This window comes from Shouchella oshimensis, from assembly GCF_004375095.1.
GTDB classification, from domain to species: Bacteria; Bacillota; Bacilli; order Bacillales; family Bacillaceae_D; genus Shouchella; species Shouchella oshimensis.
On the sequence record NZ_SNUX01000003.1, the window covers coordinates 866894 to 887733 of the forward strand.

Here is a 20840-nt window from a genome sequence, read left to right on the forward strand (position 1 = left end):
TTAGGAAGGTTTAATTTCACGTTTATGAAAGACGAATAAAGCAATACCGATAAAGAGTAACCAATAACAAAACAGTACAATAGAAGAGAAGAGAGGACTAATTAAGTCAGATAGCGGCATGCCATCGGTTACGTATTGACTTAAATCATTGACAAAAGGCAAGAAGATTGCCCAATCGTAAAAATCTAACAAAATAATGTTTGCCAATAGACCTAAAAATTGACCGGCAATGCTAATAGCGATGGCCATAATATCGCTCGAAAACATAGCTGAAATAGCAAAAGCCAACGTGGCAAGTAAAATGGTCATCGGCATGTTAGAAAGAAATACGAAAATAGATTGAAGCCAATATGCTCGCTCCCGCACTTCTCCATCCATTACATAGAGATGAACGATCTGCTCATTAAAGCCGAAAAACAACGCTCCTATGATAAAAGAAGAAATCCATAGAACAGCAAGAAAGGTAAACGCGTAAATGAGAACTGCTACATATTTTGATAATAGTACTTTTATACGGGACGGTGGACGCACAAGCAATAGTTTGATGGTGCCTTGTTTAAATTCTGAAGAAACAATGGTTGCGGCAATGGCAATAATAAATAAACTAACAAGCATGATAACGCCATTGTTATCCATAATGAACATCCATACATTATCAGAAACAGCGTAAGTTGGAGGAACATCCTGTTCAAGACGATAGTTTGCAAGTAATAGCTGTTCTTCAGCAAAAGGCTCTTCTTCTTTAAACTCTTCATAATAAGTGATATCCGATTGAACGGATTCCCGCCAGTCTGAATCGAAATGAAGATAGGTAGCGGCATTATGCATCAGAATAGCAGTTAGTAAGGTAAGAGCTATAATAAAGATCAGCATAATCCACGTACTTATGCGTGCATTTTGCTTCATAAGTTCATTTTGAATTAGTCCAATCATCGGTTCACACCTTCTTTATTTGTTAAATGAAGAAAGCGATCTTCTAGGCTTTCTTTCGACTGAATTAATTCTTTTACATCAACAGCACTACTTAACTGTCGAATGAATAGAGAAATTTGATGATTATCGAGTAAAAGGCAGACCTTGTTTTCTTTAATGACTGCTTGAGGATCGAAGTTTCTAGCTATGGCTAACGCAGAATTGAGTTGATCTTCTTGAACGAGCACGTCATAAGCAGATTGTTTTTCTTCTTCAGTACCAACAAGAATTTCTTCATGAACCATTTTTCCTTCTTGTATAATCGCAAAGCGATCGCACATTAACTCCATTTCACTCATTAAATGGCTGGAAACGAGAACAGCTAAGCCTTCTTCTTTTGCTAATTTACGCAAGTAGGTGCGTATTAAGCGAATCCCTTCTGGATCAAGACCATTCGTAGGTTCGTCTAGAATGAGTAATTTAGGGCGATGTATAAGTGCTTGTGCGATACCTAAGCGTTGTTTCATTCCTAGTGAGAATGTTTTTACTTTTTTATCAATAACGTTTGTTAACCCAACAAGTTCAAGCAATTCATTGATGCGATCATAGTCAATGGCCCCGTTCATTCTGGCAAAGTGGATCATGTTTTTTCGAGCAGTTAAATGATTGTACATCTCTGGATTCTCAATAATAACACCAACATGTTTTATGGCTTCACTATAAGAGGATCGGATACTATAACCAGATATAAATAAATCACCTTGGGTTAAATCGGATAGACCTACCATCATTCGAATCGTTGTTGTTTTGCCAGCACCGTTAGGCCCTAAAAAGCCAAATACTTCTCCAGCGTTAACGGAAAAGCTAACATCTTGAACAAGTTGTTTGCCCCGAATCGTCTTGCTTACACCTTGAAGTTCAAGTATTGAGTTCACTATCTTACCTGCCTTTCGACTTCATTCAGAGGAACATATATATTTATGTTCATTGTACTATGAACAAATTTGTAAAACTGTATTTAGTGAATTATTCTAGAAAAACTTTAGAAATATAGATGTGCTCTAATGGAACACCTTATTGGGGATAAATGGAAAAAGGGGGTGCCTATCCCGTACTTCCTACGATGTCTCTAAACGTTCTACTTCAGTTCTTTAATCCATAGTGCTACTTGTAAAATAAGCGAATCGTTAAATGTTTTTGGATTGTAGCCAGTTTTATCAACGATGGCATTTAAGCGATATAAAAGTGTATTTCGATGTAAAAAAAGTGCATCTGCTGTTTTTTGAATGTTTAAGTCGTTTTCAAAAAACGTTTTAAGCGTTATTGTATGAGTGTCGTTTAAGTCATGAAGAACGCGATTGGAGAAGCGTTCTCGTAAATCACTGTTCATTTGATGAAGTAATGCTTTGACTTCGAATTGACTAAAAGAAATAAGGGCATTTTCTTTATCCGTCATAGTCAAGGCTAACTCACAGTCCAAATAGGCTTGGTGGAATTGGTTTAATTCTTTGAATGGTAAACTATATGAAAGTGTAAACGTGGTGCGTTGCTTTTGCAAGAATGATTGAAGTGTTTTCATTTGTTTAACCGCATCCTGTTCTTCCATATGGGACACTACGATAAATAAATGATTCAGGCTACTAAATCCGGCAATTGCATGATGGTAACCAAAGAATTGTTCAATCTTATCAATTAATTCTTGTTTTTGAATGGTCAGCTGGTGAAGCTGGATGGTGACTGCCATAAAAGGTGGCAATAGGTTGATTTCGAGCATTTCTAATCCTTTTTGAATGGTTTTATAAGTAGGATTGGGGAGTAATAACTGCTCAATCACCATCTCTTTTGTTCGTTGTTTCCATTCAAGTTGAGAGGTGATAAAGGCTTGCTGGATCATAAGCTCAGTGGTCATTTTAACAAGTTCACCAACTGATTCTAGCTCATCTGGGTCACCAGTTATTCCAATAACACCAATTATGTCTTTATTAAAAAGGATCGGTAGATTTATACCAGGTATTGACCCTTCCCACCGGCTTGCTTGCGTAGGGTAGATGGTTAAACTGTTGCCTGTCGTTAATACTTCAACAGCGCCGCCATGTACAGTATGTAGTCGAGAAGCATCTCGTGAAGCGATAATGAAACCGTCTTTATCCATGATATTAATGTTTCTATCTAAGCGTATTGACGTTTCTTGAACAATTGCATTTGCTATTTCTTTTGTTAACATTAGTATGTCTCCATTCCCCATTAGTCGTTCCTTACAAAAAAATGGTGAAATCTTGCTATTTATTTGTATGGTACCGCTATAGAGTAAAGGGGTCAAGCTATAGATAGCTAAACACAAAACCGAAAACGATCGGTGCTGTTAAAGGCAATTACGTTGTACGATTCACAATCATTGTTGAAGAGAAGAGTGAAGGTAGGGCTAGCATAGCACAAGCTCATGCCTTTCCAGTAAAGAGCTAGAGCATGTTTTTTAATGCTTGAATCCCAAAATAGAGAGCGAGAAGCCAAATGCTTACAGCAGACGCTTTATGGATCCACTTCATATACTTGCCGTGTGTGTCCATTTGCTTCAGATGACTTCCTAAATAAGCTAGCAGCGTAAATGCCATCCATGAAACGAGTATACAAGCAGTAACAAAGCTTAGCCTTTCTACCCCAATTGAATAATGGGAAGCATTTGTTCCTATTACTGCAACGGTGTCTAAAACTGCATGAGGGTTTAACACTGAGATTGATAATGCAATGACAATTTGTTTTTTTGCTGTTAGTGGTTTTTTCTTTTTTTGAACCAACTTCTCATCGTGTTTCCATATGGACCAACCAATGAAAAAGAGGAACAGGACTCCAATAAGGTAAAGCAAAGGTTGTAAAAGTGGAATCGTAAAAACGAGAATGGATAATCCTAATCCTGCAACAATGATTAGAATGGTATCAGCTACTGCTGCGGTTAACACAGCAGGCAAACTCTTTGTAAATGATGATTGCGACGCTCCCTGATTAAAAATAAATAAATTTTGTGGTCCAATAGGAATTATTAATGCACTTGCAAGAATAAAACCATGAAGAAATGCACTTAGCATTCGATCACTCCTTTTCGAAAGTGTATCGAATCATGTATAGTAAAAAAACAACCAATTGGTTGAAAATTAATCCAACCAATTTTGAAGGGGAAAGACATGACTTGGAAACCGAACCGGACAGAAAAACGTACGCTTTTTGACCAGATAAGAGCCTGGATCGTTGAGCAAATAGAGGATGGACACTGGTCTAATGGAATGCGTCTGCCTAGTCAGCGTAAGCTAGCTGAACAATTTGGTGTCAATCGCAGCACCATTATTCAAGTTTTAGACGAGTTGAAAGCAGAAGACGTGATTGAAAGCCGACAAGGTAGTGGTGTGTATGTGAAGCCAAGGGGATGGGATTTTGTATTACGCCAACAGACGCTTGACTGGCACCAACGAATAAAGCAAAGTGCGTACAAAGTAAATGCACAAACAATCCAGCTTATAAACGAGTATGAAGCACTACCTACCACAGTGCGATTAGGGACTGGTGAATTATCTCCTGAACTCATTCCACAAACAGCTTTATTAAAATCGTTTAGCGAGCTCACCTTAACGAATCAAGAACTGGGCTATTCTGAACCCTTGGGAAGCCTTCATTTGCGAAACACTTTGACGAGTTATTTAGAGCGTCGAGGAATCGTGACAAAACCTAATAATATTTTGATTGTTTCTGGTGCGGTACAAGCGTTGCAATTATTATCTTTAGGTTTGTTAGAGACTGGTACATCGATAACAACAGAAGCTGCCTCCTATATACACTCAATTCCTTCTATACCAAGCGTCTCTTTTCAAGCAAGTAATAAGAAAACGATGTATTATACAATTCCGACGCTCTCCAATCCAACAGGGAAAATCCTTACTTTAGAGGAACGTAAACGGCTAGTAGAGCGTTGTAGTGTAAATCATATGCCAGTGGTTGAAGATGACGTTTACAGCGAATTAACGTTTGACGGGGCGCCACCTGCTCTAAAATCGTTTGATCGAGCTGGACAAGTTCTTTACATTGGAAGTGTGTCTAAATGTATTAGCCCAGGCATACGAGTTGGCTGGCTAGTCGGTCCAGAATCGGTCGTACGCTATTTAGCCGACTTAAAAATGCAGCTAGATTATGGAACAAGTGCGATTTCCCAACAGCTAGTTGCTCAGTGGCTTAATTCTAGCTATTTTTATGAGCACATATACAATTTACGAGCTTCATTAAAAAAGCGGGCGGACTTCACTGAAGCGATTTTACAAAAAACAGTAGGTGATATTGCCGAGTGGGAATCGTCTAAAGGCGGTTTTTATATTTGGTTAAGGATCAAACAACCTGTTGTCACAAAATCTCTGTTTTTAGCACTATTAAAACAAAACATACTGATTAATCCAGGGTATATATATAAGCCAAATGACTATCACTATGTCAGGGTATCGTATGCATATTGTACATTAGACGAACTTAAACGAGGGTTAATTATGTTAGCAAACGAAGTGAAAAAGCGATTCATCTAATTTTGGGATAGAAAGCAAAGGCTATTGGCTGTAACAAGTTAGATTAAAAACAAGAAATAAGGCTACACTAAAAGATATCAATATAGTAGAAGAATATGATTTCGCTACAAACCCTTTCTAGTCATCCATTTGTTTTTCGTGCAAGTAAACCCTTATTTAATAGCAAAAGGATCATGGAAAGGCGTATACGTTAAGCGATACGACACGATTTTTTGGAGGTGAGCTCTCGTCTAGAGGGGCTTTCTTGGATATATCTACAGTCATTAACCTTTTAGGTGTAGCGCTATTAATCATTCTTACAGCTTTTTTTGTAGCATCAGAATTTGCGATTGTAAAAGTAAGAAGTACTCAATTAGAGCCTCATATTGAAGGTGGAAGTAAGCGTGCTCTTGCCGCAAAGAAAGTTACGAGTAATTTAGATGAATATTTATCTGCCTGTCAATTAGGGATAACCATTACAGCTCTTGGAATCGGACGCTTAGCAGAACCAACCTTCGAAAGGATGCTTCATCCGATTATCGGAGAATTGTCGACGAATGAAGCGTTCGTTACAACGTTATCCATCTTTGTTTCCTTTACATTTGCTACATTTCTTCACGTTGTAATTGGTGAGCTAGCGCCAAAAACCATTGCTATTCAAAAAGCTGAGCAAGTGACACTTTTTATCGGCCAACCACTCGTTTGGTTTTATCGATTGCTATATCCATTTATTTGGGTACTGAACGGGTCAGCTCGATTACTTATCAAAGTATTAGGATTTAAGCCGATGAGTGAACATGAAGTACATCACTCAGAAGAAGAGCTTCGCCTCATTCTTTCAGATAGTTTAAAAAGTGGTGAGATTAATCAATCAGAATTTAACTATGTCAGTAAGGTGTTCGAGTTTGATGAACGAATAGCAAAAGAAATTATGGTACCACGCACAGAAATGGTGACGATCTCTCTTGATTATACCGATGAAGACATTCTGTCGTTAATAAAAAACCATAGCTTCACACGATATCCAGTTATAAGCGAAGACAAGGATTCAATTGTAGGTGTACTGAACGTGCGTGATTTTCTATCGTCTCTTCTTTCAAAAGAAGAAAAAAATCAGCTTGGAGAGATTGTTTATCCGGTTATTACGGTATTTGAAACGGTGCGTATCCGCGATATCTTAATTGAAATGCAACAAAAACATATTCATATGGCTATTTTATTCGATGAATATGGTGGTACAGCAGGTCTAGTGACCCTCGAAGACATTCTTGAAGAGATTGTTGGTGACATTCGGGATGAATATGATGTAGATGAGCCAAACGTCATTGAAGAAATAGAACCAAACCATTACCGAATTCAAGGTCAAACGCCAATCCACGATGTGAACCAAGAGCTTGCACTCGATTTAGAGTCAAATGACGCAGAAACAATCGCAGGCTGGTTGTATGAACAACAGTACGATTTAGCAGAAGGAGACGAAATTCCCTACAACGGCTATACGTTTATTATTCGGCATTTGAATGGCAATCAGCTTCACGAAGTGGATATTTTAAAGACATAGCATTAACAGGTAAGATAAATATGTCTTCATGTGTGACGCTATCCACGTAGTATATGAACAGAGCAAGTAGAGTGCGCTAGAAATAGAATGCGATATTATTTCTAGCGGTGAATTCGATTGGATACCAAACGAAGGGACGGAAGGGTATAAACGTTAAAAAGTTTCCTTAGCGCAATAGTTTTGTTTACAGGAAATATTAAGTCGTGTATACTGAATGTATTCTCCCTTCAAGAGATAAACTGACAAAACAAGCCGCTGACACCAGAAGTGTTGACGGCTTGTTTTATTTTATGGTGTAGATAAGCAATCACAAAAATAAACGTTCATGTAAACAACATGAACGTTTATAATTTCACTTACCATATTAAATGATAAAAAATCAAACAAATAACGAAACAACTTTTCCTTTGTTCACATCAATTAAACCAAAGTCCGTTATTTTTAGCGCTGGACTAACAGGAAGAGAGAGGGTGGACACCGACATGATTGGATTGTAATGTTTATAACCTAAAGCCTTCATAGCTTCTACAAGTTGTTTTACATTTCGTCCAACTTCTTCAAGAGGGGCTTCAGACAAAATGCCACCAACTGGAAGGGGGAGAAACGCTTTTACATCATTATTATGGGTAACGCAAAAGCCACCTTGTGCTTCAATAACCATGTTAGCTGCTTTCACCATATCTGCTACGTTTGTTCCAATGACAAGTAAGTTATGGTTATCATGAGAATAGGTTGTCGCAATGGCACCTTCTTGAATAATATCACCAGCTATAAGACCATGAGCCCGATTACCTGTTTTTTTGTGGCGTTCAAATGTTGCAATCAGACGACAATCTGATCTTTCCCACTCAAGCATACCGTCTTGAACAGAAAGTGGGACATGAGTTTCTTTGGTGAATGTGGAGCCATCCTTTACATTCATAACTCGAACTAGTTGTTCTCCTGACGTGTTTTCCGCTTTAATGATAAAATCTTCAGCAGTTAAATGAGGCAAATGAACACTCTTATAAAAATGTGCTGGGAATTGATCAGGACGGACTTTTTGATTTTCTTTTAAGAGAGCATCAAACACACAAACACCATTTTTATAAACAGCTGAGAAGGAAAAGTAGCTGTTTTCGTCAACGATGGCAAAGTCAGCGATTTTTCCAACCGCAATGGCGCCACGGTCAATCATATTCATTCGCTTTGCTGGCGTGGCAGTACAAGCATATATCACATCTTCATAGCGCATACCTGCTTTTACTGCTTTTTCCGCTAGGATATTTAGATGGCCTTTTTCAAACAAGACATCTGTCATAATATCATCGGTAACAAAACAAAAATGTTCACTTATATCGTGAGTCTTTACATAGTCAAGCACGTCATCGGTCATGGATTTTTCTTGTATTTGAACGAACATACCAGCTTCTATTCGTGCTTGCATTCCATCAACCGTTTGATGAGTATGGTCGGAGCCAATGCCTGAAAGTAAAATTTGATCAAGATCAAGACCGGTCAATTTCGGAACGTGGCCTTCAATTGGCAAGGATGGATAGTGTTTACGAAAGTGGTTTAGCACTTGGTTTGTTTTTGAATCTTGGTCATGAAGGACATCGACAAAATTCATTATTTCACCGAGGCACTGAATTTGCTCTGTAGCCATTAATTCATCCATTTCTTTAATGCCAATTTCTCCGCCTGTTGTTTCGAGTGATGTAGCAGGAACAGAGCTTGGTATGGCATATAACATATCGACAGTGCAGTAATCACTCGCTTGGATCATTGCTCGGACACCTTCGATACCGAAAACATTCGCCATTTCATGAGGTTCGGGAACGATTGTTGTTACACCGTTTTGTAGTAAAGCGTATGAAAAGGTTTCTGGTGTAACCATAGAACTTTCAATATGAAGATGAATATCAATTAATCCGGGTATAATAGATCTTTTCTTTGCATCGATTATCGTTTTGGCAGTGAGCTTCTTTAGCTCATCTTTTGAACCAATGGCAACGAACCGTCCTCCATCAATCGCAAAATCAACTTCACGAAATTGCTTCGTATAAGTATTGTAAACCTTGGCATTCGTGACAATGGTTTCAATGTGCATATTCTTTCACCGCTTCCTTATTCAACTACGACAATTTTGTTTTCTGGAAAATAGAGTGTAACGTTTCTTCCAATCTCAAGTGGCTGTCCAATTTCGGCATTCACTGTAAATGTGCCGAGTGCTGTCTCAACAGTACATTGGTAACTTCTTCCTAAAAACGTACAAACCTTAATATTACCAGGGACATAGTTGACTTGCTCAGGTGGAGCCGGTTCAAGCAGTAATTCAAGGTCATCTGGACGTATTGCGCCTGTCATACCAGCTTCGCTATGTTCATGTTTTGTTACATGAAATGAATGACTCCCAGCAGTTAAGAGAAGCTTGCTACCTAGATCCGAACGATTAGAAAAGTGAATGAAATTCTTAAAGCCAATAAATTCAGCAACAAACTGGGTTTTGGGAAAACGATAAATATGAGCTGGTGTATGCAATTGTTCAATAACGCCGTTGTTCATAATGGCAACTTGATCGGATATTGAAAAACATTCTTCTTGATCATGAGACACGTAAACGGTTGTAATTCCTAACTCTTGTTGAATTCGTCTAATTTCAACACGCATGCTTTCTCGTAAATTCGCATCTAAATTGCTGAGTGGTTCATCAAATAATAACAAATCAGGCTCAATAACAAGGGCGCGGGCGATTGCAACACGTTGTCTTTGACCACCAGATAATTCTTTAGGAAAACGGTATTCAAAACCGATTAAGTTAACAACTTCAAGAACTTGTTTCACACGTTTTTCGATCTCTTGTTTTGATTGTTTGCGTAATTTTAACCCAAAGGCGATGTTATCAAAAACGGATAAGTGGGGAAATAGTGCGTAATTTTGAAAGACGAATCCAAAATTACGTTTGGAGACAGGTACTTTTGTATAATCTTGATCTTTAAAAGTAAATCTACCTGAATTTGCTTCAATAAAACCTGCAATAAGACGCAGTGTCGTTGTTTTACCGCAACCACTTGGACCTAGCAACGAAATGAGCTGGCCTTTTTCAATTGAAAGCTCAAAGTCTTTTAGAATCGGTTGTTTCTGATACGCAACTGTAATTTGATCTAATGATAATAAAGTCATTGTGCATCCTCCATCGTTTAAACTTAGCGTTTTGTAAAGTGAGACAATCCAACTAACCGTTCAATTAAAAACATAAAGACAGCAGTAAAGATCATTAACAGCACAGAAATAGCTGCTACTGTTGGATCGAAATAATGTTCAACATAGGTCAGCATTTGGATAGGCAAGGTACTAAGCCCTGGACCTGTTAGAAATACGGAAATATCGACGTTGTTAAACGATTCAAGGAACGCAATTAATACGCCGGCTATTATACCTGATTTGATGTTAGGAATAATGACACGAAAAAAAGCGCCTATTCGACTTGAGCCCAAATTCATTGCAGCTTCCTCAATCGAAAAATCAAAATTTGCCATGCTGGAGGCAATAACCCGAATAATAAAAGGAAGCATTAAAATGGTATGTCCAATAAAGAGAGCTGCTTCAAGAGGTAAGCTGTAGCTTACAATTAAGTAACGTAAAAAGGTAAAACCTAAAACCGTTCCCGGTATTAAAATAGGTGAGACAAAAATGGCATTTAATAGTCCTTTACCACGGAAATCAAAACGGCTAAGGGCATAGGCAGCAGGAATACCTAATAGTAACGCGCAAAGGTTGCCAAGAAAGCTAATGAACATGGATAGTTTAAACGTATCCATAAACGCAGACACCGTAAAAATGTTCCGGTACCATTCAAGGGAGAAACCAGTCGGTGGAAATTGCAATACACTAGTTGGTTCAAACGATGCGACAAAAATAATCGCAAGGGGACCAAGCAAGAACAGAAAGATAATAAGAGTAATGAGTCCGAGAGCAAAATGATTCTGTTGATTCATTTTAAGATCCTCCTGGGTTAAGCTTAGTTGCAAGTTTTTGAAAGATCCCTGTAATAAAGAATGTCAGGACAATCATAATGGTCGCAATCATGGCGGCCGTATTCCAGTCATTCAAAGTGATGGCATTTTGATAAAGGAAGGTGGAAATGACACGCTGCTGACCACCAAGAAGTGCTGGTGTTGTATATGCTGTAAAACTACCCACAAACACGAGCGTGCTTCCTATTAATAACCCCGGCATACAAAGAGGGAACATTACTTTTAAAAAGGCTGTTGTTTTAGAGGCGCCTAAACTCTCAGCGGCTCGTATATAATCCGTATCAATGTTTTCCATCACACCAACGAGGGTGACAATCATTAGCGGCAAAAATAAATGAACTAAGCCGATTGCAACTGCGACAGGTGTATAAAGAATGGTTAATGGCTCTTGGATCATACCAAGAGACTGTAGAAAATCATTTAGTAGTCCATTTCTGCCTAAAATAATCATCCAGCTAAAAGAGCGTACAATTGGACTAACAAGTAATGGAAAGATTGCGAGCATTAGTAGAAGGGCTTTTTTTGATCCTTTTACTTTAGAAATATAGTAAGCTACTGGGAACGCAAGCACGATACAACAGAACGTCGTTAATAAAGCAACATAAAGTGTCGTCCATAAAATGTCTAAGAAATATGCGTCTGTTAAAAAATTCAAATAGCCTGATACTGAAAAGCTTCCACCCTCAACAAAAGTAGAACTTATTGTAAGAACAAGTGGAACAAGCATAAAAATCGCTAAAAATAATAGTCCTGGAAGAAGCAAAAGATAACGTCCAGATTGTTTCAATATAGCCACCTCTTTGTCAAAACGGTTTAATGTAAATGGTGTTGAATGGTTGTTAAAAAGTACGAAATAAATGCGTCTACATCTACCTTTAATGCTATGTGAACGTTCGGTTTTTCCTGCAGACGATCTTGTAAGTCACAAATCGTCTGACCATCACACAACCGACTTGACGTTTCAATATCTGTATAAAGCAACTGGGTTTCACAAAGATCCGGTCGAATGGCGTACGCGACGGCAAGTGGATCATGAAGTGCACAGGCTGCTACACCATTTCGCTGTTCATATCGTTTGATATAATGCGCAGTAGATGTTTTTACAAAATGTTTCACGTTTGATGTCTGAAGTGAATCGATGTGAGCATTCGTAAGCAATGCTTGTCGTGTAACATCTAGACCGATTTGCGTTAAAGATGGAAAGCCTGCTTGAAGGACAATGCGAGCTGCTTCTGGATCAACATACATGTTGTATTCAGAAGCAGGGGTGATATTGCCATACGTAAACGCTGCTCCACCCATGTACACTACTTTTTGTAAGAGTTGCGGTAGATCAGGACATTTTTTGACTGCTAGCGCTAAGTTTGTTAAAGGGCCAGTCATGACAAAAGTGACTTCTCCAGGATAGCGACGTGCTTGTTCAATCATGAAGTCAGGTGCAAAGCCAGGACTTGGCAAAGTGCTAGGCTCAACATCTTGTAGCGCACCACCAAGTCCATTTTCGCCATGCACAGACTTTTCGAAGTGGGGAGGACGTAAAAGGGGCGTTTCCGCTCCTTTTACAACCGGGCATGAATGTTCAATCAATGCAAGGACGTTTAATGTATTCGTTGTCGCTTGTTGGAGCGAAACGTTACCATTTACTGTTGTAATTCCGAGCAGTTCAGTGTCTTTATCATTTGCAGCGAGTAGGATTCCAAGAGCATCATCAATGCCTGTATCTACATCAAGTAAAAGTTTTTGTTTCATGAAAAAGTCTCCTTAATTCGCAATTTCTCTATTCCAACGATCGATCCACTGAGCCGATTGTTCATTGACAAATTCCATATCAAGTAGTTTTAATTCATTAATAGTGTCTTCTCCATACGTAATACCTTCAGCTTCTTCCGAAGAGAGCTCAACTAGTTTATTAACAGGGGAATCGATTTTTGCTTTTGCTGAAGCTTCTTGCACCTCTTTACTTAAATGCCAATTAATAAATTCTTCTGCAAGTTCTTTATTGTTACTTCCTTCAACAACATTTACTGTGTTCAACACTGCATAAGCGCCTTCAGATGGTGTAACAAACTCCGTTCCTGGAATCGCTGCAAGTAAATCTTTTAAATACATTTCCATAAAAGGACCCGCCACAATCTCTCCTTGTGAAAACATATTCACGAAATCTGATGTTCGATCATATTCTTTCACAACATTTCCTTTAAGTGTATTTAATTGATCAAAAGCCGCATCTTCATTAAACGTTTCTTCTCCAGCAACGATAGAGGCCGCATCTAAAAACATTGGTCCAGTAGTTGCTGTAATATTTGGTAATGTTATATTGTTCGCCAATGCTTCATCCCATAAATCAGACCAACTTGTGATCGGTGATTCCACTTCATCAGGGTTATAGGCAATACCAAATTGTCCGACGGTATACGCTGGACCATATTCTTCACCAAGAGGAGCTTGAGCTAGATCATAAAGATCTTCAATAGCAGGGATTCGGCTACGGTCAATGTTTGCAAAAAGGCCTTCATCAATCCCTTGTTGTGCGTAATAATCAGATAGGTAAATGACATCAATAGTGGCTGTGCCTTGTCGGATGCGATTTAATCGCTCTGCATTGTTTCCAATATCTACAACAATGTTTACGTTGTGCTCTTCTTCAAATGGTGCATATACTTCTTCATTAAAGAAATCTTCCGCGAATCCCCACGTTGAAATGACTAAATCTGTAGGTGCCTCGCTTGGGTCAGATCCTGATTGGCCACATCCTACTAAAGCCGTAATAGCCGCCATACTTAAAGTGACAGTGATACTTTTTTTCATCATTTGTTCCTCCAATGGTTTTGTTTTATCAATGAAAAAAGGAAGACACACCTGTAGTAGCGTTATCGCTCAATCTACAGACGCATCTTCCTAGTGTAAACACGCAGAAAAGCAGTCATTCATCTTCGTTTAGATCTCAAACCAGAACATGTCCAATTTGTACATCTAATCCAATATAGGGTGATGAAACAGGATATTCGTTACAGCCCATTGTGTATGAGCATCGTAATCCCGTAAAACCACATCAATAGCTTCCGGGAAATGATTATCAAGCTGTTCGGTAAGTTTTCGCTTATAAAGAAGAGAAAGATGAAAATCAACCTCTAATTTTAAAGAAGGAACTTCACCAGCAAGTGCCATCGAACGGATTGCACGCTTATGTTTTGCTTGAATGGTAACCATTTGATTCGCAACGGTTACTTTTAGAAGCGTCGTACCAACGCCAAACAACTCTCTTGATACATCATTATAAAGCTGAGCAAGAAGTTTCTTTGCATCATTACTAGCTAAATTCATCGCATCACCTTTATATGAAATCTTGTTGTATGGTTATTGTACATAAGATTATCCCGTTATGCAACATGAATGTTCGGTTATGAGTTATTTTTTTTTAATTAAGCTAATGATTCATCTTTTAACACGTAAAAAAGCGAACATTAACGAAAGTGATCTGTGGATATTTTGCTGGAATTTTGTATACATTATAATGTTATTTACTTTGCAGAATCTTTTCTTTATACTGACTAGTAGATTGGTTTTTTACATACACGCACAGCAGTTGAGGGGAGTGAATAATGAAACAGATAATCCGCAAAGCGAGGTTTGTTACCGGTAAACCAAAAGATATAGTAATCGAGAATGGGAAATTTATGGCGATTGTTGATGAGTATGCTGGTGAAGGAGAAGAGGTATCTTTCGAGGAAGATGTGTACATGTCAAGCGGTTGGATAGACCTTCATACCCATGCGTTTCCGGGTTTTCCACCCTATTGTGCAGAGCCTGACGAGATAGGGTATAAAACCGGCGTTACAACTGTAGTGGATGCTGGGACATGTGGATCTGATCAGATCGATTCATTCTATAGACTTGCAACGAAAAGCATGACGAGGATCTTTGCTTTTTTAAACATCTCGAGTGTCGGTTTATCTAGGATGGATGAGTTGAGTGATTTGTCTTTTATTTCAGCACCTGCCATTGAACACGCTTTGGAAAGCTACCCAAGCTTTATTGTTGGACTGAAAGCACGCATGAGCGCCAGTGTAGTTGGGACGAATGATATTCAACCACTTCTGCTAGCAAAAGCGGTTCAACAACAGAAGCCGTTGATGGTACATATTGGTAGTGCTCCGCCAAACATTGCTTCAATCCTCAATGAATTGAAGCAAGGAGATATTATCACCCATTGTTATAACGGAAAAGCAAATAACTTATTTAGGGAGGACGGAAAACCGCTCCTCTCTTTGCAAGAAGCAAGGGAGCGAGGAGTAGCGCTTGATGTTGGGCATGGTACAGAAAGTTTCTCTTTCGAAGTGGCAGAACAAGCGTTAAAGGAACATGTACATTTTGACACCATTAGTACAGATATTTACGAACGAAACCAACGGCATGGCCCTGTTTACGATATGGCGAGTACGCTAACAAAGTGCTTAGCGTTAGGCTGTTCTTTGGAAACAGTCATTCAAGCAGTGACAGAAGCTCCTGCGCGCTTAATTGGTCGAACTGATATTGGAACCATAAAAGTTGGTGCAAACGCGGACCTCACGCTATTTAAACTAGAGCACGGCCGTTCCTATTCATGGATTGATTCACACGGCGCTGTACGCCAAACAACCTATCGTATAAAGCCATTAGCCGTTTATATAGGGGGGACATACATTGAACTTTGAACAACGTTTGAAGAAGGCAGTGAATGCAAGTGGTCGAATGACGATTTTAGGTGTGTCTACACTCTCTAACCAAGTAGTTGAAGCGATGAGCTATGGCGGCAAGCATTACTTTGAAATGGCAGACTTATATGAACAATCAGGGAAAATGATTGCCGGTTATTGTCGTACTGAAGATGCGATGATAACAAATTCTGCATCAGCAGCGATAACCCTTGCCATTGCAGGTCTTATTACAAAAGAAAATCGTTATGCGGTTGAGCACCTTCATAAAGTTGCTTCTGAACGAAAGAGTGAAGTCATTTTAATGAAAGGTCATAATGTGGATTATGGTGCACCGATTGAGACAATGATTTCATTAGCCGGTGCGGAAGTAAAAGAAGTGGGTTATGCAAATGGGTGTCGAGCATCTCTTATAGAACAAGCTATAACAGAGCGAACCGTTGCCGTTTTGTTCGTACAATCGCATCACTGTGTTCAGAAAAATATGCCAACAATTAGCGAGGTCCAGCAAGTATGCATTCAGAATCAAATTCCATTTCTTGTCGATGCTGCGGCAGAAGATGGCATTGATCAATTTGCGGATCGTTGCGATCTTGTCGTTTTTAGCGGATCAAAAGCAATTGAAGGGCCATCGTGCGGTATCCTAGCTGGTAAAGAACCTTTTCTTTCATATGCCAAACAACATCGCTCGTTTATTGGGCGAGCAATGAAGGTGGGGAAGGAAACGGTATTCGGATTATTAGCAGCACTAGAAGCATATGGTACAAACACGATGTCAATCGAGATACAACGTGACGTTTTACAAGAGTTACATTCGTTTGATTCTTTACCAGGTGTTAGCGTCCAATTTATTGATGATCCCTCTGGTCGGCCAATAACGAGACTACGATTGTTTATTAATCCAACAAAAGCTAAGTTAAGTGCGTTAGAACTTGTCGATGCTTTAAAAACAGGTCCAATCCCAATTTATACAAGGGATTATCATGCGAATGAAGGTCATATTGATTTGGATCCACGTCCTTTACTGCATGGAGATACAGACATCATTCGAGATCGTATAAATACGCTATTGGGGGAGTAATTATGTCTAATTTTTACCGAGATCGGGTTTGTTTGAATGTATTAGCAAGTGATATAGAGAACGCAGAGGCGTGTTATCATGCCGCTAAAGGTTACGTATTGATAGGCGTTTTATCGAAAAACTACTCTTCTGTTAAAGAAGCGGTGCAAGACCTTGTTCGATATGGAGATATTCTTGATAATGCTGTTTCCGTCGGACTAGGTGCTGGTGACCCTCACCAATGGAAAGTTGTTGCCGATATAGTGCGTTCTTTTAAGCCAAAACATGTGAATCAAGTGTTTACTGGCGTGGGCTATACGCGATCGGCTTTAGACAATGAAACAACGATGCTAAACGGATTAGTCTCACCAAGTGGAACGCCTGGTCTGGTTCATGTATCCACTGGTCCATTAAGTGCACAAGCGACGCCAGCCATAATACCAATCGAGACGGCAATCACAATGCTTCAAGATATGGGTGCCCAATCGGTTAAATTTTTTCCAATGAACGGTTTAGAGACCATTGAAGAGTATAAAGCTGTGGCGAGAGCTTGTGCAGAAGCATCATTTGCTTTAGAGCCTACTGGCGGGATTGATTTAACAAATGTGGAGGAGCTGATTCGTATCGCTCTTGATGCCGGGGTAAAGAAAGTGATTCCACATGTGTATTCGTCTATTATTGATTCTCAGACTAACCAAACAAATGTGGCGCACGTTGAAACGCTCTATGAAAAGATGAAACAAGTAGTAGATACGTTTTATGAGAGGACGGTATAGATTGAAAGCGAAAATACTTGCTTTTGGAGAAGTGATGATGCGGTTAGAAGCACCAAATTATCGAACGGTAGCGCAGACAAGAAGCTTGGACTTTGCTTTTTCAGGAACGAGTGTCAATGTATTAAGCGGGTTAAGCCATCTTGGTTACCAAACTGAATTGATGACCACCTTGCCAGATAATAGTCTTGGCTACGCAGCAGCATCGTACATTCGTTCACTAGGTGTAGGCACTAGTGCGGTTTCGTTCGATGGTGATTACATTGGGATGTATGTGCTTGAGAAAGGCTTTGGTACTAGAATCTCTGAAGTGACGTACAGCAATCGTTCAGAAAGCGCTTTTTGTCAATCACTAGAGTCTCACTATTCCATTGAGTACTTACGCTCAGGGACACATATTCATTTTTGTGGCATTAGTCTCGCGATAAATGAACAAATTCGAGAGGTAACGCTACATGTCGCAGAAAAAGCGAAGGCTCTTGGCTTAACATTGTCCTTCGATTGTAACTTTCGCCCGAAGCTATGGAAAGGCGGTTACGAGGAAGCACGGCCAGTGTATGAACGAATGCTATCATTAGCAGATTACGTCTCAATGACTGAAAAGGATGCGATGTCCATACTTGGCATGGAGACAGGTGCCACTCAGCGAAAAGATCAAGTGGAAGCTTTATTACCAAAAGTAGCACAAACCTATTCGATAGCTGCTATTGCCGGTACACTTCGTGAAACAAATGCTTCTGCTCCTACGATACAAGGTTTTCTAGTTCAAGAGGGGCGGGTAGACTTTTCAACAGAACACTCCGTTGACATACTGGATCGTATAGGCAGTGGGGATGGATTTTTTAGTGGTTTTTTAGCTGCTATGTACGAGGGGAAATCTTCCAAGGACATAATCGAATGGGCAACTGCTGCTGGTGTGCTTGCACATACAACGTACGGAGATTCCCCGATTACAACACGATCTGCAATAGAGAAATGTCGACAGAATCAACAGGTTGACGTAGAAAGGTAGTGACCATGAAGCTAGTTAAGAAAAAAGGACCATTGTATGCACAAGTAAAAGAGATTTTAAAAGAACGCATTCAAGATGGTATCTATCCAGTACGAACTTTAATGCCGTCAGAGTCTTTTTTAGAGGAAGAATTTCAAGTAAGTAAAATTACTGTTCGAAAAGCTATGGAGCAACTTGCACAAGAAGGATATGTACAGAAGCAAAGTGGGGTTGGTACCACGGTTCTTGATAATCGAGCATTTATAAAACTTTCGACTGGTCAGCCTTTTTCTGCTTATTTGAAACAAGAAGGAAAACAAATCAAAAAAGACGTTATCGGAATTACCGTTGTTGAGCCACCATTGGAATTGGCGCACATGAAAGGGCAGTTTCGCCGTATTCAACGGCTTTACTATTTGGATAACAAACCATATATTGTGTTTGTTCACTACATTCCCGTTTCTTTTACACTCCCAGATGTAGCTGCTGAATACGAAGGATCTTTATATACCTTGTTAAGAGGGGTGGGGGTTTCATTTAATCGGTTCCAAGACACATTTGGGGTTGGTATAGCAAGTGAAGACGTTTACAGCTCTTTAGGTATAAACGAGACACCTTTACTGAAAAGGACTCGCCATACCTATGACTTAGACGAGCAACTCGTAGAATATTCTATTGCTTATTATCATACTGAAATGCAAGAGTACGTAATGGATCTTCATCTATAAAAGCATCTTTCTTACATTACCATCATAAAAAACTGCGCTCATTACCAAATTGTAGAATGGGCGCAGTTTTCTGTTTAACTTGCTTTTTGTTGTTTTTCTTCTATTTTTTCTTGTTTTCGAACTTCTCTAAATTTCTTCGTTTCACTAACGATGACACCTGATAAGAAGAGAAGCCCAATTAAGTTTGGAATGGCCATTAAGCCATTGAAGATATCAGCAATATTCCAGACAATGTCTGATTTTGTCCCAGCTCCAACAAAAACAATGGCTACGAATACCGCTTTATAGATAATGGTATTTTTGTCACCGAACAAGTAGCCAAAACACTTCTCCCCATAGTATGACCAACCAATAATCGTGGAGTACGCGAACAAGAGAATGGCAAACACCACAATATAATTACCGTACCCTGGAAGGAAATACTCAAACGCCTGACCGGTTAATAGACTTTGGACATTACCGATCTCATCATCTGGAACACCAACATATAGCTGGCTCATGACAATTGTTAGTCCAGTAATGGTACAAACAATCATGGTATCAAGAAACGTTCCTGTCATAGATACGAGCGCTTGCCGACCTGGGTAATCTGTTTTGGCAGCGGCAGCGGCGATTGGAGCAGAACCTAAACCAGCTTCATTGGAAAACACACCACGAGCAATCCCGTAACGAATAGCAAGACCAATGGTACCACCAAGTGCAGCATCAGTGTTAAAAGCAGCTTCAAAAATAATAGCAAATGCTTGAGGTACTAACGTAATATTGGTTACGATAATAATTAATCCACCTAAAATGTAAAATAAAGCCATAAACGGTACAAAAATAGCGGTTACTCGACCGATTCCTTTAATACCGCCTAAGAGTACAAGGGCTGTAACTAACATAAGCACAAATCCAGTAATCCAAGGGTTAATACCGAAATTATCCGCTAATGAATTGGATACGGTATTTGATTGAGTCATATTTCCAATCCCGAATGAAGCAAGAAATCCAAATAGTGCAAAAAGAACGGCTAGCCACTTCCAGCCCAACCCTTTCTCTATGTAGTACATTGGACCACCAGAAATTTCACCTTTATGATTGACAACTCGATATTTCACAGCAAGAATGGCTTCACCGTATTTCGTTGCCATTCCGAAAAAGGCTGCGACCCACATCCAAAATAGTGCGCCAATCCCACCTAATAAGATCGCTGATGCGACCCCAGTCATATTCCCGATTCCGAGCGTAGCCGCCATCGCTGTCATTAATGATTGAAAGTGAGAAATATCTCCTTTATCTCGACTATCTTTTTTACTTCGACTAAACGTTAATTTCAATGCATAAGGTAAATCTCTTACTTGTAAAAAACCTAAACGAATCGTTAGAAAGATACCTGTACCGACAATCAAAAGCAAAGTCGCAGGACCCCAAACAATATTATTAATGCTTTCTACAATCGCAGCAAAACTCACAAACATCCCCCATTTCTTTCCTCTATAGGATAGTATAAATAGAATATACATAGTTTAGTGAACTTTTGTACGAAAGTCTATCACAAAATTTTCAGGAAATGTAAAAAACATTA

General features: G+C 39.3%; 19 protein-coding genes. 7 read left to right on the top strand and 12 right to left on the bottom strand.

Annotated features, from left to right (window positions below):
• The 4 genes from E2L03_RS15250 to E2L03_RS15265 all read right to left on the bottom strand — a co-directional run bounded on the left by E2L03_RS15250 (position 1) and on the right by E2L03_RS15265 (position 3995).
• The gene (locus tag E2L03_RS15250; protein ID WP_134259555.1) at positions 1–933 is read right to left on the bottom strand and encodes a DUF2705 family protein; all 933 of its coding nucleotides are present in this window, start codon (positions 931–933) and stop codon (positions 1–3) included.
• Positions 930–1847, bottom strand: a complete 918-nt coding sequence (locus E2L03_RS15255) for an ABC transporter ATP-binding protein (RefSeq protein WP_134259556.1) — start codon at positions 1845–1847, stop codon at positions 930–932. Before E2L03_RS15255 ends, E2L03_RS15250 begins: the two co-directional genes overlap by 4 nt.
• 203 nt (positions 1848–2050) lie before the next feature.
• Positions 2051–3136, bottom strand: coding sequence for a CdaR family transcriptional regulator (locus tag E2L03_RS15260; protein ID WP_166740327.1), 1086 nt, complete (start codon positions 3134–3136; stop codon positions 2051–2053).
• Positions 3137–3371: 235 nt separating this feature from the next.
• Entirely contained in the window at positions 3372–3995 is a 624-nt protein-coding gene (locus E2L03_RS15265) for a LysE/ArgO family amino acid transporter (protein ID WP_134259558.1), read from the bottom strand.
• A gap of 96 nt (positions 3996–4091) precedes the next feature.
• Between E2L03_RS15265 and E2L03_RS15270 the strand changes: the two genes are divergently transcribed.
• Together E2L03_RS15270 and E2L03_RS15275 are read left to right on the top strand one after the other, a co-directional pair.
• Entirely contained in the window at positions 4092–5471 is a 1380-nt protein-coding gene (locus tag E2L03_RS15270; protein WP_134259559.1) for an aminotransferase-like domain-containing protein, read from the top strand.
• A gap of 244 nt (positions 5472–5715) precedes the next feature.
• Entirely contained in the window at positions 5716–7011 is a 1296-nt protein-coding gene (locus E2L03_RS15275; protein WP_134259560.1) for a hemolysin family protein, read from the top strand.
• Between the two features lie 379 nt (positions 7012–7390).
• Here E2L03_RS15275 and E2L03_RS15280 read toward each other — a convergent pair whose 3' ends face one another.
• The 7 genes from E2L03_RS15280 to E2L03_RS15310 all read right to left on the bottom strand — a co-directional run bounded on the left by E2L03_RS15280 (position 7391) and on the right by E2L03_RS15310 (position 14351).
• Entirely contained in the window at positions 7391–9100 is a 1710-nt protein-coding gene (locus E2L03_RS15280; protein ID WP_134259561.1) for an adenine deaminase C-terminal domain-containing protein, read from the bottom strand.
• Positions 9101–9117: 17 nt separating this feature from the next.
• Positions 9118–10173: an ABC transporter ATP-binding protein gene (locus E2L03_RS15285; protein WP_134259562.1), complete on the bottom strand. Its 1056-nt coding sequence runs from the start codon at positions 10171–10173 to the stop codon at positions 9118–9120.
• A 23-nt stretch (positions 10174–10196) separates the two neighbouring features.
• The gene (locus E2L03_RS15290) at positions 10197–10988 is read right to left on the bottom strand and encodes an ABC transporter permease (protein ID WP_038479755.1); all 792 of its coding nucleotides are present in this window, start codon (positions 10986–10988) and stop codon (positions 10197–10199) included.
• Position 10989: 1 nt separating this feature from the next.
• The gene (locus E2L03_RS15295) at positions 10990–11814 is read right to left on the bottom strand and encodes an ABC transporter permease (protein ID WP_124742053.1); all 825 of its coding nucleotides are present in this window, start codon (positions 11812–11814) and stop codon (positions 10990–10992) included.
• Positions 11815–11840: 26 nt separating this feature from the next.
• Complete coding sequence (locus E2L03_RS15300; protein WP_055735259.1) at positions 11841–12776, bottom strand: nucleoside hydrolase; 936 nt, start codon at positions 12774–12776, stop codon at positions 11841–11843.
• A 12-nt stretch (positions 12777–12788) separates the two neighbouring features.
• Complete coding sequence (locus tag E2L03_RS15305; RefSeq protein WP_134259604.1) at positions 12789–13835, bottom strand: ABC transporter substrate-binding protein; 1047 nt, start codon at positions 13833–13835, stop codon at positions 12789–12791.
• Between the two features lie 165 nt (positions 13836–14000).
• On the bottom strand, positions 14001–14351 hold the full coding sequence (locus E2L03_RS15310) for a hypothetical protein (protein WP_038479767.1): 351 nt from the start codon (positions 14349–14351) through the stop codon (positions 14001–14003).
• A 278-nt stretch (positions 14352–14629) separates the two neighbouring features.
• Between E2L03_RS15310 and E2L03_RS15315 the strand changes: the two genes are divergently transcribed.
• Genes E2L03_RS15315 through E2L03_RS15335 form a run of 5 tightly spaced genes read left to right on the top strand, consistent with a single transcriptional unit; the run spans position 14630 to position 19273 of the window.
• The gene (locus tag E2L03_RS15315) at positions 14630–15721 is read left to right on the top strand and encodes an EF_0837/AHA_3915 family putative deacetylase (protein WP_134259563.1); all 1092 of its coding nucleotides are present in this window, start codon (positions 14630–14632) and stop codon (positions 15719–15721) included.
• Positions 15711–16802: a DgaE family pyridoxal phosphate-dependent ammonia lyase gene (locus E2L03_RS15320; protein ID WP_236702330.1), complete on the top strand. Its 1092-nt coding sequence runs from the start codon at positions 15711–15713 to the stop codon at positions 16800–16802. Before E2L03_RS15315 ends, E2L03_RS15320 begins: the two co-directional genes overlap by 11 nt.
• Before the next feature lie 2 nt (positions 16803–16804).
• Positions 16805–17557, top strand: a complete 753-nt coding sequence (gene dagF / locus E2L03_RS15325; protein ID WP_134259564.1) for a 2-dehydro-3-deoxy-phosphogluconate aldolase — start codon at positions 16805–16807, stop codon at positions 17555–17557.
• A gap of 1 nt (position 17558) precedes the next feature.
• Positions 17559–18566, top strand: coding sequence for a sugar kinase (locus E2L03_RS15330; protein ID WP_134259565.1), 1008 nt, complete (start codon positions 17559–17561; stop codon positions 18564–18566).
• 5 nt (positions 18567–18571) lie between these two features.
• On the top strand, positions 18572–19273 hold the full coding sequence (locus E2L03_RS15335; RefSeq protein ID WP_038479779.1) for a GntR family transcriptional regulator: 702 nt from the start codon (positions 18572–18574) through the stop codon (positions 19271–19273).
• 74 nt (positions 19274–19347) lie between these two features.
• Here E2L03_RS15335 and E2L03_RS15340 read toward each other — a convergent pair whose 3' ends face one another.
• Positions 19348–20733 (bottom strand): alanine/glycine:cation symporter family protein, encoded by a 1386-nt coding sequence (locus E2L03_RS15340; protein WP_095150242.1) that lies wholly within the window; start codon positions 20731–20733, stop codon positions 19348–19350.
• Positions 20734–20840: the final 107 nt, after the last annotated feature.